Here is a 15,407-nt window from a genome sequence, read left to right as displayed (position 1 = left end):
GGTCAGCACCCCAGATCAATACACCCATGGCAATGACGAAAATAAGAAAATCCAAAATTAATACTCCTCTGTTCTTACAATTAGACTTTTTGGCAGATCAAACTGTTCTATGAGCTCTTTTTCTCTTGCTCTCATTTCACCGTCATCGTTTTCATGGTCGAAGCCTAGCAGATGAAGCATGCCATGAATAAATAACAGTGAGAGTTCATCTTGCATAGTGTGTCCATGTTCTGCTGCTTTCTCTTTTACAAATGACTCAGCTATGATGATCGACCCTAAGGGAATATCAAAGATAGGCTGCTCAGTGAAAGGAGCTTCCATGGGAAACGAGAGTACATCTGTAATACTGTCGATATCTCTATATTCAGCATTGAGCTCACGCATAGTCTCATCATCAGTGATAATAAGCTCTACTTCTTGAGTAGAGAGCGATTCTGCGATCTTTTCGAGTGCTTCCAGATCTACTGCCAATGTTGTTTGATTATCTAAATCTATCATGCTGAAGTTTACCCAAATCTTGGTAAAATGGCAGTAAAAAGTAGTATGGTGATATTAAAATGATATTAACCGAACTGTTAAGTGAGCTTTAGTGAGAGGCACCAAGGGCATTTCCTTCGGTCAATTATCACAGGGCTTTGCTCTGTGAAAAGGAGAAGAGTATGTCAAAACGAGCTGTATGTATTATTTCCGGTGGTATGGATAGTGCCTTGAGTGCTAAGATAGCCCAGCTTGATGGATATGAAATTATCGCCTTGCATTTTAATTATGGACAGCGTACCCAAACTAAAGAGCTGGAATGTTTCCGTAAGATAGCATCTGCTATTAAAGCAAGTGAAAAATATGAGATCGACCTGCCTTTTTTTGAACAGATAGGTGCATCTGCATTAACAGATGAAAGCATCGATGTACCTACAGGCGGTATAGAAGAGGGTGTGCCAGTCACTTATGTGCCTTTTAGAAACGGTATTTTCCTCTCTATCGCTGCTGCGGTTGCTGAAAAACATCGGGCTGAAGCACTTTTTATCGGAGTGGTGGAAGAAGACAGTTCAGGGTATCCTGACTGTCGCGAACGTTATATAGAACAGATGCAAAAAGCCATTAACCTTGGTACAAAAGATGAAACTAGCCTTGAGATCAAAATGCCATTGGTTTCTTTGAAAAAAAGTCAGATCGTACAGAAGTCTTTAGAACTGGGTGTAGCGCTGCAAGATACGTGGAGCTGTTATAAATCTGAAGGCTCAGCTTGTGGTGTGTGTGATAGTTGTAGATTGAGATTGAAAGGGTTTAAAGAAGCGGGATGTAAAGACCCGATTCCTTATGCTTAATGTGGACTAGTTAAAGGTAAACCCTCTGACAATAAAATTAAATTCATATCCATGATCAGGGTATCTTTTTAACCCTTCAGAGACAAACTGATATCGTGTGATCTGTCTGTCCCACAGTCTGTAAGTCAAAGTTTTAAACCACTCTTTTTTTTCAGGTGTATCAAGTTCAAGTCTCTGATAATTAGGGTCATCTTTGATCCCTGAAGCGATCTTTCTCATTTTCTTCTCATAGGCTGTTTGTTTTTCGGGAGAAGGCGTTTCATAGTTGTCCTCCATAGGTGTTGATTGTGCTGTTTTACTAGGTTGGCTAGATTTATTTGGTTCTATAAGGTGGTCTATAGAGCTTGTACATCCAGAGAGCCCTAATGCAACAAATGCTACCAGGATAAAATGTCGTTTCATTGTTCCTCTTTATTGTAATTTATTAATGGGCTTATTGTAGCGAAATGAAATAAAAATTACTATGATATAATGCCATAAAAACAAAGGTCATCTATCATGATAATCCCTGCAAAGTCACCACAAGCCAAAGAAGCAAGTATCCTTGTAAGCGGTTTACAGGCCTATTTTGTATCAAAATTAAACTCGATTTCTTTGAAGTTTGGAGAAGGGAAGTCATGTGAAGCAGTTTCATGGGGACGTGACGGAGGAAAACATGGTGGTGGTGTACGTTATGAAGCCAGAGATTCTGTGGTGTTTGATAGAGGTTCTGTAAATTTCTCTCAGGTACATTATGATGATGACAAAAAGAAAAAATTAGGTTCGGCTACAGCTATTTCAACTATCATCCACCCTCGCAATCCGCATGCACCTTCCATGCATATGCATATCTCTTGGACACAGATGAGAGATGGAGAAGGGTATTGGCGTGTGATGGCAGATCTAAATCCTTCGATCATCAGTGAATCTACTGAGGATAAAAAGAATTTTTCAAAAATGCTTGAAAAGGTTACCGGAGCACTTTATGAAGAGGGTGCTGCACAAGGTGAAAGATATTTTTATATTCCTGTACTGCGAAGGCATCGCGGGGTAAGTCACTATTATCTTGAAGGGTATAACAGTGGGGACTTTGAAGCGGATAAAGCGTTTGTCCAGAATGTAGGTGAGAGGGTGATAGATAAATATATTGCTATTATTTCGGAAAAATTGGCTGAATTTCCTACATTTACACAAGAAGATAAAGAAGAGCAGCTGGCTTACCATACACTCTATCTTTTTCAGGTCCTTACATTGGATAGAGGTACAACATCCGGCTTACTTGTACATGATCAGAATGATGTAGGTATCATGGGTTCCATACCTTCCCATGTTAACAGAGACATCCTAACTACATGGGTAGAAAAAATGCCTGAACCTCAAGATCTTTTAGTAAAAGCATTGCTTAAAGCCTTACCAAATAAAACACCCACACCTGTAGAGGTAAATACTAAAAAAGCTTTAGCTAAAGCAGTACGAACACACTATAAAAAATACCCTGAAGCATTAAGTATGCAGGCTTCAGGAGAGATTATCCCCCCAACAGTAGATAATCATAAGTAGCTTTTCATAACTAAAGGGTGAATCTGCCTTTGGTTCTGTCTTTTTTTACCTTTTCATAAGGTCCCATTACACCGTTCATAGCGATATAAATACCTTCTTGTCCCAAAGCATTGATGTACCCATAAGCTGAAGATAGATTTGCAGTAGCTTCTACAGGGTCTATACTGTATGGAACCATAGCTCCAGTAAGTACAATACATTTTTCCAGATCTGCATCAGCCAGATACTCAGCCGTAACATCCATTGTATCTGTGCCGTGTACGATAAGTATAGCATGGTGATCAGAGTGACTGATAGTGGCCAATAGTTCCAACCTGTCATGATTGGTCATATCAAGACTGTCTTTACCTATGATGTTAACAATTTTAAATTCACAAAGCCATTTGGATGCTATCTGCTCTAGAGCATGAGACGCTTCATCTATAGAAAATTCACCTTTTATTGGGTCGTATACCTTATTAAATGTGCCACCTGTACTGATAATAAGTATTTTTTTCATTCATAGCCTTAGTTTCTTAAAGAATAGATGTACATTTTAACGCAATAATGGTAAAATATGAGAATTAATTTTCAGGAGCACATATATGGTTATGAAGGGCAAAAAAGGTGTTATTTTAGGCATCGCCAACAAAAAGTCTATCGCATACGGTATCGCAAAAGCATGTCAAGAGCAGGGTGCTGAGATGGCTATTACTTTTTTAAATGAAAGATTTGAGCAAAAATTGGCTCCTATCGCAGAAGATCTAGGGTGTGGAGCAAAACTTTATCCTTGTGATGTAAGTAAACCAGAAGAGATCAAAGCACTGAAAGAATCTCTAGAAAAAGATATGGGTGAGATAGATTTTATCGTGCACTCCATCGCTTTTGCCCCTAAAGAAGGTTTAAGTGGTCGTTTTTATGACATTTCTAAAGAAGCATTTGATATAGCAATGGACATTTCTGTCTATTCACTCATAGAGATCGTGCGTGAGCTAAAACCTATTCTTTCCAGTACTTCTTCAGTGTTGACACTGAGCTACTATGGTGGTGTGAAGTACATCCCTAACTATAACCTTATGGGTGTGGCTAAAGCAGCATTAGAAATGACTACGAAGTATTTGGCAGAAGATCTTGGTAAAGACGGTATCCGTGTGAATGCTATTTCAGCTGGACCTATTAAAACATTGGCAGCTGCAGGTATAGGTGATTTTGGATTTATGCTCAAGTGGAATCAAGCGCATTCTCCTATGAAAGAGAACGTAACCATTGCACAAGTAGGAAACTCAGGTATGTATCTGCTTTCAGACTTAAGTTCAGGTGTAACTGGTGAGATCCATTATGTGGATGCCGGATTTAACATCATGGGTATGCCTGCTGTTGAGTTTGATGAGAATGGAAAACCTAAGATAGCGTGGAATGGCGAAAAATAAGTGCCAAACACGCATAAAAATGATTCTCCTGAGTATCTAGCTAAAAAAGCTTTCTTCGATAAAGTACTTACCATTTACGGGCGTAATGCCGTAATGGAAGCGCTTGAGGATAAGGCTGTTACTATACATAAACTTCATCTTTCTAAGTCTAACAAAGATGCTGATGTCCTTGAACAGATGAAAGACATCGCTAAAAAAAGAGACATAGAAGTGGCCTATCATGATAAACAATCCCTCTCCCGTATCTCTAAAAATGCCAAGCAAGATCAAGGTGTAGCACTTGACATCGTACTTGAACACTTTGGTGATGAGTCTAGTTTTATGGAGGCACATAAAGCGTATCGTATCATTGCACTTGATGGTGTGACCAACCCACAGAACTTGGGAATGATCATTCGTTCTTGTGCAGCTGGTAACGTAGATGCCATCTTGCTTCCTACGAAAGGTGCAGCGCAGATATCTCCACTGGTCATAAAGGCAAGTGCAGGTACACTTTTTAAAATGCCTATCATTAAAACAACCAATCTAACAAAAACACTCAGGTCTTTTCAAGATGAGGGTGCAGATCTTTATACGCTCTCATCACACGCTTCAAAGAGTTACAAAGATCAAAGCTATGGTAACAAGACTATCTTTGTTCTGGGTAACGAGAGTGAAGGTGTAAGCAAAGCTGTAGAAGATCTATGTGATAAAAGTATAGCCATACCTATGCAGCGTGATGTGGAGTCTCTCAATGTTGCGGTCACAGCTTCGTTACTCGCTTTTTTATAATCTTTTCTCTTTTTTGTTATAATAGTTCCACTTAACTAAAGGAACTACTATGGCAGAACAAGACAAAGACCTCTCCTCAAAACTTGGCATAGACATAAGCGATAATAAAATCAACATAGATCTCAATCAAACAAGAAACTTTCTTAATACAATAAAGCAAACATTTGACGATACGGCTCAAAATATCCAGAAGGATATCTCTGAGGGTAAAGTAGATATGGCTAAAAATGTTGGCATCAAGGTAGACAAAGAAAATATCAACATTGATCTGGGAAAAACCAAAAGTTTTGTTGAAGATATGGGAAAGAAAATAGAAAGCTTTTTAGCTGAGATTGATAAAGCTGTGGATAATATCGATAAGAAGTAAAAGAGTCACAGTATATTTTAGATGAATATAGGTAAACTTCTATAAAAATATGGAACTTTATCTATGCAAAAGCTTACAGCGCTACTAGCAAGTAAAACAACCCTCAATGAAAAACAAATACAAAACATTTTAATACTCCTGGATAAAGGAGACACCATTCCTTTCATAGCTCGTTACCGTAAGGAGCTTACAGGTGGGGCTGATGATGAGCAGTTACGTCTTTTTAACGACGTGTATCTGAGTGCGATGAGACTCTTAGAACGTAAAGAAGAGATACTCCACATCCTTAAAGAGCGTGAACAGCTTAATGCAAAGCTAGAGTCTGAGATAGATGCTGCTCCAACTATGACAGCCTTAGAAGACATCTACAGACCTTATAAAGAGAAGAAAAACACCAGGGCAGCCACAGCCATAAAACAAGGTTTAGAACCACTTGCAAATACCCTGCAGTCAGCCAAGCTGAGTAAAGAGTCTTTTATGGGTGAAGCCAAGCGTTTTGTCCGTGGTGAGGTTAAAGATGTCGCACAGGCACTTAAAGGGGCTCAAGACATCGTCGCAGAGCGTTATGCTGAGATGCCCAAAGAGCGTGAAGTGTTACGTGACATGGTACAACGTCATGGTAGTATAGAAGTGAAAGGCACTAAAACCTTTCAAGGAAATGGAAGCTTTAAAAACTATAAATCTCATAGTGAAAAGATAGCCTATATTCCTTCACACCGTTACTTGGCTATCAAAAGAGGAGAAAAAGAGAAAGAACTCTCTGTTAAACTAACGATAGATACAGAACGTTATCTCGATACGCTTAAACGCTATAAACTAAAAGAGTATATGGGAAGTTCTAAAACTTTGTTATTTGACGCCTACAAAGATGGTTTTAAACGTTTGCTCTATCCCTCTATAGAACGTGAGGTATTTGGACTACTCAAGGAAAAAGCAGATGCCTCTGCTATAGAAGTATTTGGTAAGAATTTAACGCAACTCTTCATGAGTCCGCCTGTAGTAGGTAAAGTACTTCTAGGTGCAGACCCTGCCTATCGTACTGGTTGTAAACTAGCTGTTATAGATGAAAATGGCACCTACTTAGACCATGCAGTTATCTACCCAGTACCTCCACGTGACGAGTATGAAAAATCCCGTGATGTCGTTGCTAAACTCGTTAAAAAGTATAATATCCAAGGGGTTGCCATAGGTAATGGTACTGCTTCTAATGAAACGCAAGAATTTTTTGCAAAACTTAATGCTGATGGACTTACACTTCCTTATACTGTAGTCTCTGAAGCAGGCGCATCTGTCTACTCTGCATCATCTATAGCTGCTAAGGAGTACCCGAACTTGGATGTAACCATACGTGGTGCCATATCCATCGCTGGTCGCTTGCGTGATCCTATGGCAACACTGGTCAAGATAGACCCTAAAAGCTTAGGCATAGGACAGTATCAGCATGATGTTGACCAAAAGTTGCTAGAGCGTAAACTTCATGAAAATGTGGAACGTTTGGTAAACGCAGTAGGTGTAGATGTAAACTCTGCATCTGCTTCTCTACTTTCAAATGTAGCAGGTGTGGGTAGCACTGTCGCAGAGAATATTGTCAAACATCGTGAGAGTGTGGGTATCTTTGATTCAAAGAAGGCTTTGTTAAAGGTAAAAGGTTTAGGCGCTAAAGCATATGAACAAGCAGCTGGATTTATGCGTATACGTGGGGGTAAAAGTGTCTTTGATAATACAGGTATACATCCGGAGAGTTATGCAGTAGCCAAAGCCTTAGAAAAGTATGATGATGTGAGTGACATAAAAAGTATAGCCAAAGACTTAGTTGTAGGTGAGATCACCCTACAAGACATCATCAAAGAGTTGGCAAAACCAGGATTTGACCCACGTGAAGACCTGCCTGCTATTCCGTTTAAGCAAGGTATGACTGACATCTCTACATTACGTGAGGGTAGCATTGTCTCTGGTATAGTACGTAACATAGCAGACTTTGGTGCTTTTGTTGACATAGGACTTAAAAATGACGGGATGATACATATCTCCCAAATGAGCCAAAAACGCATCGCTCACCCACTTGAAGTGTTGAGTGTTAATCAGTATTTACCTCGTGTTGAGGTCATAAGTATAGATATGGAGAAAAACAAGGTGGGCTTGAGTTTAAAAGAAGTGTAAAAAACATGTCAATATGACATATTTATACTACTCTAGATACTTTTCTGATATGATTATACTACTTAGAATTTAGGAAGTATCATGTCCACTCAAAACACTATAAAATGCCCTAACTGCGGAACCCATATAGATATCGATGAAATATTTTATCATCAGATAGAAGAGAAATTTAAACAGCAACATCTCCAAGACCAAAAGAAACTGCAAGATGAAATTGAATCAAAGCGTAAAGAGTACAAGACTCACCTAGATACGCTCAAGCTTAAAGAAGATGCCCTTAAAGAAGAAAAAGAGAAGTTTGACGAGGAGTTGAAACGGGCTACACGCGAACAACTCAAGGTAGAGAGACAAAAAGTGCATGATGAACTTAAAAAAGAGTTGGTTGAAGAGCAGAGTGAATCTGTTGCATTGCTTCAAAAAGAGTTGAATGAAAAATCAGAACAAGTCAAAGAACTTAATAACTCGAAAATAGAGATAGAAAAACTCAAAAGAGAAAAAGATGAGATCGCCTCTGCAGCAAAAGTAGAGGCTCAAAAGGCTTTAAGTGAGGAACTCAAACTAGAAAAAGAGAAGCTTCTAAAACAAGCGAACGAGATGAAAGAACAAACACTCAAAGAGATACGAGAAGCCACCGAACTTGAACTCAAAGCAAAAGATGAGAAGATAGCACAAATGGCCAAAAGTATAGAAGATGCCAAAAGAAAATCAGAGCAGGGGTCTATGCAAATTCAAGGTGAAGCACTCGAACTTGTCCTTGAGTCTTGGCTAAGTTCACAGTTTCCATTTGATAGCATCGGAGAGGTTAAAAAAGGTGCATTTGGTGCAGATTGTGTACAGACCATCCACACAAGAGAGTTACAAAACTGTGGAGTCATCTGTTATGAGAGTAAAAATACTAAGGCATGGTCTGATGGTTGGGTCACTAAGCTTAAACAAGACATGCTTAAAGTTAATGCAGACCTGGGAGTACTTGTGACGTCTGTCTATCCTAATGGTATGGACAGAATGGGCTTTGTAGATGGCATTTGGGTATGTAGTCTTGATGAGTTCAAGGGTTCTGTCTCACTTCTACGTGAAAGCCTCATACGAGTACATAAAACGGTACAAAAAGAGGAAAACAGAGGTGATAAAATGGCACTACTCTACAACTACCTGACAGGTAATGAGTTTGGTATGCAGATGAAATCCATAGTAGACGGCTTCATGACCATGCAAACAGAACTAGACAAAGAACGCCGCTCCCTCATGGCAAGCTGGAAACGCCGTCAAAAACTTATAGACGGTGTGTTGCAGAATACGACTGAAATGTACGGTTCATTGCAGGGGATTGCTGGTTCTGGAGCGCTTGGACATATTGATGCATTGGAGTTACCAGAGGGGTTTGAAGAAGAGAATTAAAAATAAAAAGGGTTTGACAGGTATGAAGATTTGTTGAATAGTCTGTAAGATTTAAAATATCTAGATATTCATCTATTAGTGATAGTAGAGAGGGTAACACTTGTTTATTTTCTCTCATTACGGCGGAAAACATCGTAATGAGAGAGTGTTGAAGAAGTTTCGAGCCTTTTATTGAGGACAGGTCTCACTTTTAGTCCCCGCAACAGAACCCGTAAGTTCAAGGAATGCTCCAAAAGGACCCATGACTGTCATTGCTTCACCTTTAGGACCTGTGAATTTTAATTTTCCTGACATCATGGCACCCATCGCACCACATCCAAACGATCCTTTTCCCATACATGTCCAGTCTTCATCACTGGCATTCATGATGTAATCAACATCAGTGTCTACTTTTTTACCATCAGGTTTTCCACCATATACACACATTGCTTTACCATCTTTGTTGGCAATATTGAGTTGTATTTTACTTTTTGAGTCACATTGTGTTCGGTATATTTGGATAAGTTTATATCCTCGGTCTTTATTATTTGTAGACCACTCTGCAAGCCCCGATGTGAGGGTAGAACTTTTATTCCATGCATTACACATATCTTTTGCCCAAGTTTGATCCATGAACTCTGTTGCCATGGCACTACTTGTCAAACCAATTGTTACTGTTGTTGCTAAGATTATTTTTTTTAACATGTATTACTCCTTTTGATATGGAAACATTATACATATATTTGCTTAATGAAAAAGTATTATTTATTATTATAATCAGTAATTCTAGACAATTACACTGTAGTATATGTATTGCTTGGAGTATTATGATGAAGACATAAGAATCGGGACTAACTTTAAGATATAATTACATATCTTAAACAAGGCTAACCAATGTCAAAACGTCCAACACTCTTACAACATTTTCGCTCTTTTGCCTATCAGAATAATATCAAAAATTTTGATATAGCTTTAGAGTATTTTACAGTATTTGGTGGTACGGGATGGGATATAGATACATCAAAAAGTGTAGATACACTGATAAAAGAAAAAATATTAGGTAACTATGAGCCCATCCATGATGGCATTACACGATTTACACATGGTAATGGTTTGTATCATATGTTGTTGTCTATTATAGCGTTGGGTGTGAACCATGAAGATGCGGTGTTTAAAAAAGGCAGAGTAGGTAGAGACAAAGGTGAAGAGGCTATGGACTATCTGGAGATAAAAAGTCTGTTGAAATTTGATACCTCAGTAGAAAAGCCTCTAAAAAGTTCTGATGGTAAATCAGACAGAGTGTTCTTTGAGTTGCCTTTTATGCGTTTTTGGTTTGCTACTATCTCTCCTTATTATAAAAGTATCACTGAGGGGGACTTTAGTGAATTTGACGAAAAGTGGAACCAGTTAAGAGGTAATTTCTCTATTTTACTGAGCAATCAGTTAGTATTAGAACTCGTAAAGAAAAGTTTTGCCACAAAGTTTGCAGATGACTCTACAGTTTCTATAGGTTCATATTATGACAAACATGTGCAAATAGAGATACTTGCCAAAAGAAAATCTGGAAAGATGTTAGCAGGTGAATGTAAATACTCTAAAGATGCAGCAAAAATAAATATGCTGAGCTCCCTAAAAGAGAAGTGTAGAAAAGCAGAACTGGACATAGCTGATTATGTTCTCTTTTCTAAAAACGGATTTTCTTCTGAGTTTGAGCAGATAAAAGATCCAGAGATAACACTTTTATCTCATACTCATCTCTCTTCGTTATTAGATGATTTGAGTGAAGATGATTTGTTGGTGTATACCAACAAAAAGTACTAAAGGAATAACTATATGTTGATACGAAGCGGTAAAATTCAACTTTTATTTTGGACTGCCTTTTTCTCCACAGTACTTTATATCTGGTTAGTCACTGTTGGACTTCAGACTTTTGTTCTTCCTGATGAAAAGCCTATGGAGGTTCCTCAAAATGTAGTGATGTTGATGGCTGTACTTTTTGGATTATGGGCCATTGCAGTACTTGTTGGAACTATAATCTCTACAATGATCAATAACAAATTCTATATGAAGTTTTTTAGTATTTTCATGATGGTAGGTCTTGCAACGTTATTGACAACAAGAAGTATGTTCGGATAAAAATCATAATGGGCATAGTTGGTGACTCTAAGAGTGAGTATGCTACATTAGCTTACAATAAACAAGGGCAAGTAATATGACAATAGAATTAGAAAATACCATTAATGATGAAAATATAGAAAGATTGGTAAGAACATTTTATCCTAGTGTTTTAGAAGATAAAATTGTAGGACCATTTTTTATAGAGAAGCTTGGTTCAGATATTTCTAGTGGTAAGTGGGAAGAGCACTTAGTATTACTAAGTCAGTTTTGGGCATTTACAATTTTGGGTGATGAAGCATATACGGGGCATCCTTTGGCTCCACACTTTGAGATAGAAGGTATAAGCAGGGAAGCCTTCAAGCAATGGCTTAGTCTTTTTTATGATGCAGTAGATAAAACCTATACAGAGAAAATAGGCGAATTCTTTAAAACAAAAAGTGCAGACATCGCAGAGAACTTTATGCGTAAGTTGGAAATATGATAGTTGCAAGAATAAAACCTAGTATCCTTGCATCTCACCTTCAAGGTAAATAATTGACTCTTTTAATGCTTCCATAACACTTATTTCCTTCTCTTCAAGCTTTTCATTGCATAATATGCGTAACTTTTCGAGATAAAGGTTTAATAACTCTTCTTGATCCATTGGTTTTCCTTATGATAGTTTACAAATTGCTGATGTGATTGTTAGCTTTATAATACCATCTTAGATATAATCTATAAATTAAATCTAAGGGCACATTTATGTCTAAAAACCCAACAAACCATCCTACTCTTTTACAACAATTCCGCTCTTTTTGTGTGCAGAACAATGTCACAGACTTTGAACAGGCTGTAGAATACTTTACCGTATTTGGCGGTATGGGATGGAATGTTGATCTTTCTAGATCTATCGATGAATTGATAGAAGAAAAAGTACTTAGTAACTATAGATATATACACGGTGACATAGCGCATACTACTAAGAGTAAACCGATTTATCATGCGCTTCTTTCTGCCATCGCTTCTGGTGATCGACGAGAACATTCTGCATTTAAAAAAGCGAATGTAAAGAGAGAAGAAGGGGAAGAGGCTATAGATTGGCTCATTAAAAGTGACCTTTTGATGTTTGATAAATCTGTAGAAAGACCTATGAAAGAAGAAGAGGGTAACTCTGATAAATTACTGTTTATACAACCTTTTATGCGTTTTTGGTTTTCTGCCATTTCTCCTTACTACAAGGGGATAAAAGAGGGTGATTATACGGAAATGAAAGCACACTGGTCTCATATGAAATCAGGTTTTTCTGATCTTATCTACGACCAATTGGTTTTAGAAATGCTCAAAAAAGGTTTTAAAGATGCATTTGAAGGTGATCCCATCGTTGGTATAGGTGGGTATTGGGACAAAAATGTTGAGATAGACATCTTGATCAAAAGAAAGTCTGGTGAAATGATAGCAGGCGCGACAAAGTACTCCAAGTCAAAAGCCAATAAAAGTGAACTCACAAAACTAAAAGAAAAATGTGCTCAGGCTGAACTTGATGTAAATACCTTCATCATCTTTTCTAAAAATAAATTCTCATCTGAACTTAAAAAAGAAAAAGGTGAAAAGCTACAACTTTTTTCTCTTCGAAACTTGACCGGTCTTATGGCTGATCTGAGTGAAAAAGATCTACTAGAATATACAAATAAGAAGTATTAGAGTTCACATATGATTAACACTGCTGTGTTATACTGTTTATAAAGTTATTGAAGAAAGAAGTATTTATGACAAATTTTAAAAAGACGCTACTGTTACTATCTCTAACAAGTACGATGATGTTTGCTGCAACGGGTGTGGAACTTACAAAAACGAACTGTGCAAGCTGCCATATATTAACGACACCTACACCGGACATGATTCCTGATATGAAAGCACCACCTATGGATGCGGTGATGTTTCACATTAATTTGGTCATGCAGGATAAAAAAGAGATCAAAGACTTCATCGTTGATTATGTACTCTATCCAAAAGCGTCCAAGTCCGTATGTGAATCCAACAAAGTACAAAATTTTGGTGTCATGCCTTCACTTAAAGGTAAAGTCTCAAAACTGGATCTAGAGACTATCGCAGACCACATGATAGCTAACTATCCAAGTTCAGAGTTCGAGGCGATGATAAAAGAGATACAAAAAAATGATAAGATGAATGCTTTAATTAATTCACCTTTTCTTTTAAACAGTGAAGAGTTACCACATTTGACCAAATTACTTTTGAATAATTGGGATAAGGCAGCGCTGGGACTGACGGATGATCAGAAAGAGCAACTTTTGGTTGTAAGGCATGAGACTTTGAGCGCAATAAAAGAAATCAAACAAAAAGTACAAGCTTTGGAAGCCGAGATCATAGAAACTATGGTAGATGGTGAAGCACTTGAAGAAACCTATCCTAAACTTGAAGCAGTTGCCAAACTCAAAGTAGAAGCGACAAAGGTACAACTCAAATGTCTTAAAAATAGTATGAAGATATTAAATGATGCACAAATAGAGTTTTTACTTCCATTTTGGGATGCATAAGTAAATTAGAGGGTTACCCTCTGATATCTAAAAAGTTCTTGGTACTGATATCGTCCCAAGGCTTATTGAGCTTCACAAAGTCCTGATAACTTTTTAATACACGTTTAAAATCCTCACTATTAGCACTCTCAGTATCTAACACTTCGGCCAGTGCTATTTTGGCTGCATCCATCATATCTTTTGGGAATGTTCTTATTTGTACACTCTCTGGCAACTCTTGAAGTGCTTTAGCATTTTTGTATCTAAACTCCTGAAGCATATTTGCTGTCATCTCTTCACTGGCTGCGGTAAGGATAGCTTGATGCTCACTGCTTAGCTTTTCCCATCTGGCTTTATTAAAGGTTATTTCCAAAATTGAACCAGGTTCATGCCAACCTGTGTAGTAGTATGGTGCTGCTTTTGAGAAACCCATCATACTGTCAAGTGCCGGTCCTACCCACTCGGTGGCATCTATGGTACCACGTTCAAGTGAGGTATAGATCTCTCCGGCAGGTAAAAGTACAGGGTTCACTCCCAGTTTTTTCATAACCTCTCCGCCAAGACCCGGGATACGCATCTTAAGACCTTTAAGATCAGCAAGGGAGTTGATCTCTTTTTTGAACCAGCCACCCATCTGTGGTCCTGTTGTTCCACCTATAAGGGGGTAGAGGTTAAATTTACCGTACATCTCACGCCATAGCTCATATCCACCACCAAACTTCATCCATGTGATCATCTCTTCACTTGTAAGACCAAGAGGCATTCCTCCAAAGATGGAGAATGCAGGATTTTTACCCTTCCAGTAGTAGACTCCAGAGTGAAAAGCATCTATCTGTGCAGCGGAAGTTGAGTCAAAAACCTGTAGGGCAGGAACAAGGATATTTTTAGCATAGACTTTGATCTCAAGTGTACCTCCACTGAGTTCAAAACATCGTTTGGCAAAAGCATCCACACCCGTTCCCATAATAGGAAAGTGTGCAGGCCATGAAGTAGCCAATTTGAGTGTGACTTTTTTACCTCTGTTAATATGAGCAGAACTGCCTTCTTTCTTCTCTTCAGCCCTGTGGCACCCATTCAGTGCTAAAGCTGTAGCTCCAATGGCTGTGCCGGCTATAAAGTCTCTTCTTTTCATTGAAAATAATCCTTGCATTAATAGATTAAATAGTAACATAACTATGAATAAACAAGGATGAAAATGAAATGTCATATTTGTGATCAAGCAACAGAATCATTTGTAGATAAGAAAACGAATATTGTTTATTATCACTGTCCTGATTGCGAATACATTTTTAAGTCACCGGAGTGTTTTCAAGACTTTTCGCTACAAAAAGAGCGCTATAACCTACATGAAAATGATGAAGAGGATACTGGATATAAAGCTTATTTTCAACGTTTTTTAGACTTCATTATGCCTTTGATAGGTAAACCCAAAACAGCTTTGGATTTTGGATGTGGAGCAAGTTCACTTTTGGCTAAAATGTTGGAAAAAGAAGGCATTCCTTGTGATTACTATGACCCTATATATCATCCTGATACATTACACCAGGATAAAAAGTACAAACTGATCGTGTCCACAGAAGTGTTTGAACATTTACATCAGCCAAAAGAAGTATTCATGGCGCTATTGGATCGATTGGAAGAGGGAGGTTATTTGGCAATACAGACACAGTTTCACTCTAATGACATAGAAACTTTTCAAAAATGGTACTACCATCAGGACCCGACACATATAGTCTTTTTTACGGCTCAAACTTTCAGGGTGCTATGCAAAGAGTTTGTTTGTGAGTTGGTAAGTGATAATGGAAAAAATATGGTGCTGATAAGAAAG

19 protein-coding genes are annotated in these 15,407 nt (G+C 38.0%); 13 read left to right on the top strand and 6 right to left on the bottom strand.

Annotated features, from left to right (window positions below):
- Positions 1 to 57: 57 nt before the first annotated feature.
- Entirely contained in the window at positions 58 to 498 is a 441-nt protein-coding gene (ybeY, locus tag WBM70_RS04445; RefSeq protein ID WP_424557302.1) for an rRNA maturation RNase YbeY, read from the bottom strand.
- A gap of 161 nt (positions 499 to 659) precedes the next feature.
- Between ybeY and queC the strand changes: the two genes are divergently transcribed.
- Entirely contained in the window at positions 660 to 1,325 is a 666-nt protein-coding gene (queC, locus tag WBM70_RS04440; protein ID WP_424557301.1) for a 7-cyano-7-deazaguanine synthase QueC, read from the top strand.
- A 6-nt stretch (positions 1,326 to 1,331) separates the two neighbouring features.
- Here the strand turns inward: queC and WBM70_RS04435 are convergent, their stop codons facing one another.
- Positions 1,332 to 1,727 (bottom strand): hypothetical protein, encoded by a 396-nt coding sequence (locus WBM70_RS04435; protein WP_424557300.1) that lies wholly within the window; start codon positions 1,725 to 1,727, stop codon positions 1,332 to 1,334.
- A 96-nt stretch (positions 1,728 to 1,823) separates the two neighbouring features.
- On the opposite strand from WBM70_RS04435, the gene WBM70_RS04430 reads away from it, so the two are divergent.
- Positions 1,824 to 2,864, top strand: a complete 1,041-nt coding sequence (locus WBM70_RS04430) for a coproporphyrinogen III oxidase (protein ID WP_424557299.1) — start codon at positions 1,824 to 1,826, stop codon at positions 2,862 to 2,864.
- Between the two features lie 10 nt (positions 2,865 to 2,874).
- Here the strand turns inward: WBM70_RS04430 and WBM70_RS04425 are convergent, their stop codons facing one another.
- Positions 2,875 to 3,363, bottom strand: coding sequence for an asparaginase domain-containing protein (locus tag WBM70_RS04425; RefSeq protein ID WP_424557298.1), 489 nt, complete (start codon positions 3,361 to 3,363; stop codon positions 2,875 to 2,877).
- An 85-nt stretch (positions 3,364 to 3,448) separates the two neighbouring features.
- On the opposite strand from WBM70_RS04425, the gene fabI reads away from it, so the two are divergent.
- The 5 genes from fabI (at position 3,449) to WBM70_RS04400 (ending at position 8,969) form a co-directional block, all read left to right on the top strand.
- Positions 3,449 to 4,273, top strand: a complete 825-nt coding sequence (fabI, locus tag WBM70_RS04420) for an enoyl-ACP reductase FabI (protein ID WP_424557297.1) — start codon at positions 3,449 to 3,451, stop codon at positions 4,271 to 4,273.
- Positions 4,274 to 5,044, top strand: a complete 771-nt coding sequence (rlmB, locus tag WBM70_RS04415; protein WP_424557296.1) for a 23S rRNA (guanosine(2251)-2'-O)-methyltransferase RlmB — start codon at positions 4,274 to 4,276, stop codon at positions 5,042 to 5,044. It begins immediately after the preceding gene.
- Between the two features lie 49 nt (positions 5,045 to 5,093).
- Positions 5,094 to 5,411 carry a hypothetical protein gene (locus WBM70_RS04410; protein WP_424557295.1) on the top strand — a complete coding sequence of 106 codons (318 nt, stop codon included), beginning with the start codon at positions 5,094 to 5,096 and terminating at the stop codon, positions 5,409 to 5,411.
- A gap of 63 nt (positions 5,412 to 5,474) precedes the next feature.
- Positions 5,475 to 7,571 carry a helix-hairpin-helix domain-containing protein gene (locus tag WBM70_RS04405; protein ID WP_424557294.1) on the top strand — a complete coding sequence of 699 codons (2,097 nt, stop codon included), beginning with the start codon at positions 5,475 to 5,477 and terminating at the stop codon, positions 7,569 to 7,571.
- 81 nt (positions 7,572 to 7,652) lie between these two features.
- Positions 7,653 to 8,969 (top strand): DUF2130 domain-containing protein, encoded by a 1,317-nt coding sequence (locus tag WBM70_RS04400; RefSeq protein ID WP_424557293.1) that lies wholly within the window; start codon positions 7,653 to 7,655, stop codon positions 8,967 to 8,969.
- A 168-nt stretch (positions 8,970 to 9,137) separates the two neighbouring features.
- Here WBM70_RS04400 and WBM70_RS04395 read toward each other — a convergent pair whose 3' ends face one another.
- Positions 9,138 to 9,653 (bottom strand): SCP2 sterol-binding domain-containing protein, encoded by a 516-nt coding sequence (locus WBM70_RS04395; protein ID WP_424557292.1) that lies wholly within the window; start codon positions 9,651 to 9,653, stop codon positions 9,138 to 9,140.
- A gap of 189 nt (positions 9,654 to 9,842) precedes the next feature.
- Here WBM70_RS04395 and WBM70_RS04390 point away from each other — a divergent pair, with 189 nt between their 5' ends.
- From WBM70_RS04390 to WBM70_RS04380, 3 genes are all read left to right on the top strand, one after another.
- Complete coding sequence (locus WBM70_RS04390) at positions 9,843 to 10,769, top strand: DUF234 domain-containing protein (RefSeq protein WP_424557291.1); 927 nt, start codon at positions 9,843 to 9,845, stop codon at positions 10,767 to 10,769.
- A 12-nt stretch (positions 10,770 to 10,781) separates the two neighbouring features.
- Positions 10,782 to 11,084 carry a hypothetical protein gene (locus WBM70_RS04385; protein ID WP_424557290.1) on the top strand — a complete coding sequence of 101 codons (303 nt, stop codon included), beginning with the start codon at positions 10,782 to 10,784 and terminating at the stop codon, positions 11,082 to 11,084.
- 76 nt (positions 11,085 to 11,160) lie between these two features.
- Complete coding sequence (locus WBM70_RS04380) at positions 11,161 to 11,547, top strand: group III truncated hemoglobin (RefSeq protein ID WP_424557289.1); 387 nt, start codon at positions 11,161 to 11,163, stop codon at positions 11,545 to 11,547.
- 18 nt (positions 11,548 to 11,565) lie between these two features.
- On the opposite strand, the gene WBM70_RS04375 is transcribed toward WBM70_RS04380, so the two are convergent.
- Complete coding sequence (locus WBM70_RS04375; protein ID WP_424557288.1) at positions 11,566 to 11,709, bottom strand: hypothetical protein; 144 nt, start codon at positions 11,707 to 11,709, stop codon at positions 11,566 to 11,568.
- Between the two features lie 98 nt (positions 11,710 to 11,807).
- Between WBM70_RS04375 and WBM70_RS04370 the strand changes: the two genes are divergently transcribed.
- Complete coding sequence (locus WBM70_RS04370; RefSeq protein ID WP_424557287.1) at positions 11,808 to 12,746, top strand: DUF234 domain-containing protein; 939 nt, start codon at positions 11,808 to 11,810, stop codon at positions 12,744 to 12,746.
- A 65-nt stretch (positions 12,747 to 12,811) separates the two neighbouring features.
- The gene (locus tag WBM70_RS04365; RefSeq protein ID WP_424557286.1) at positions 12,812 to 13,600 is read left to right on the top strand and encodes a hypothetical protein; all 789 of its coding nucleotides are present in this window, start codon (positions 12,812 to 12,814) and stop codon (positions 13,598 to 13,600) included.
- A gap of 13 nt (positions 13,601 to 13,613) precedes the next feature.
- Here the strand turns inward: WBM70_RS04365 and WBM70_RS04360 are convergent, their stop codons facing one another.
- Positions 13,614 to 14,711, bottom strand: coding sequence for a TRAP transporter substrate-binding protein (locus tag WBM70_RS04360; RefSeq protein ID WP_424557285.1), 1,098 nt, complete (start codon positions 14,709 to 14,711; stop codon positions 13,614 to 13,616).
- A 63-nt stretch (positions 14,712 to 14,774) separates the two neighbouring features.
- On the opposite strand from WBM70_RS04360, the gene WBM70_RS04355 reads away from it, so the two are divergent.
- On the top strand, positions 14,775 to 15,407 hold a 633-nt coding region (locus WBM70_RS04355; RefSeq protein ID WP_424557284.1), incomplete at its 3' end, for a class I SAM-dependent methyltransferase.

The organism is Sulfurovum sp., from assembly GCF_049668085.1.
Classification (GTDB): Bacteria; Campylobacterota; Campylobacteria; order Campylobacterales; family Sulfurovaceae; genus Sulfurovum.
This window is presented reverse-complemented; position numbering and strand designations above follow the sequence as displayed.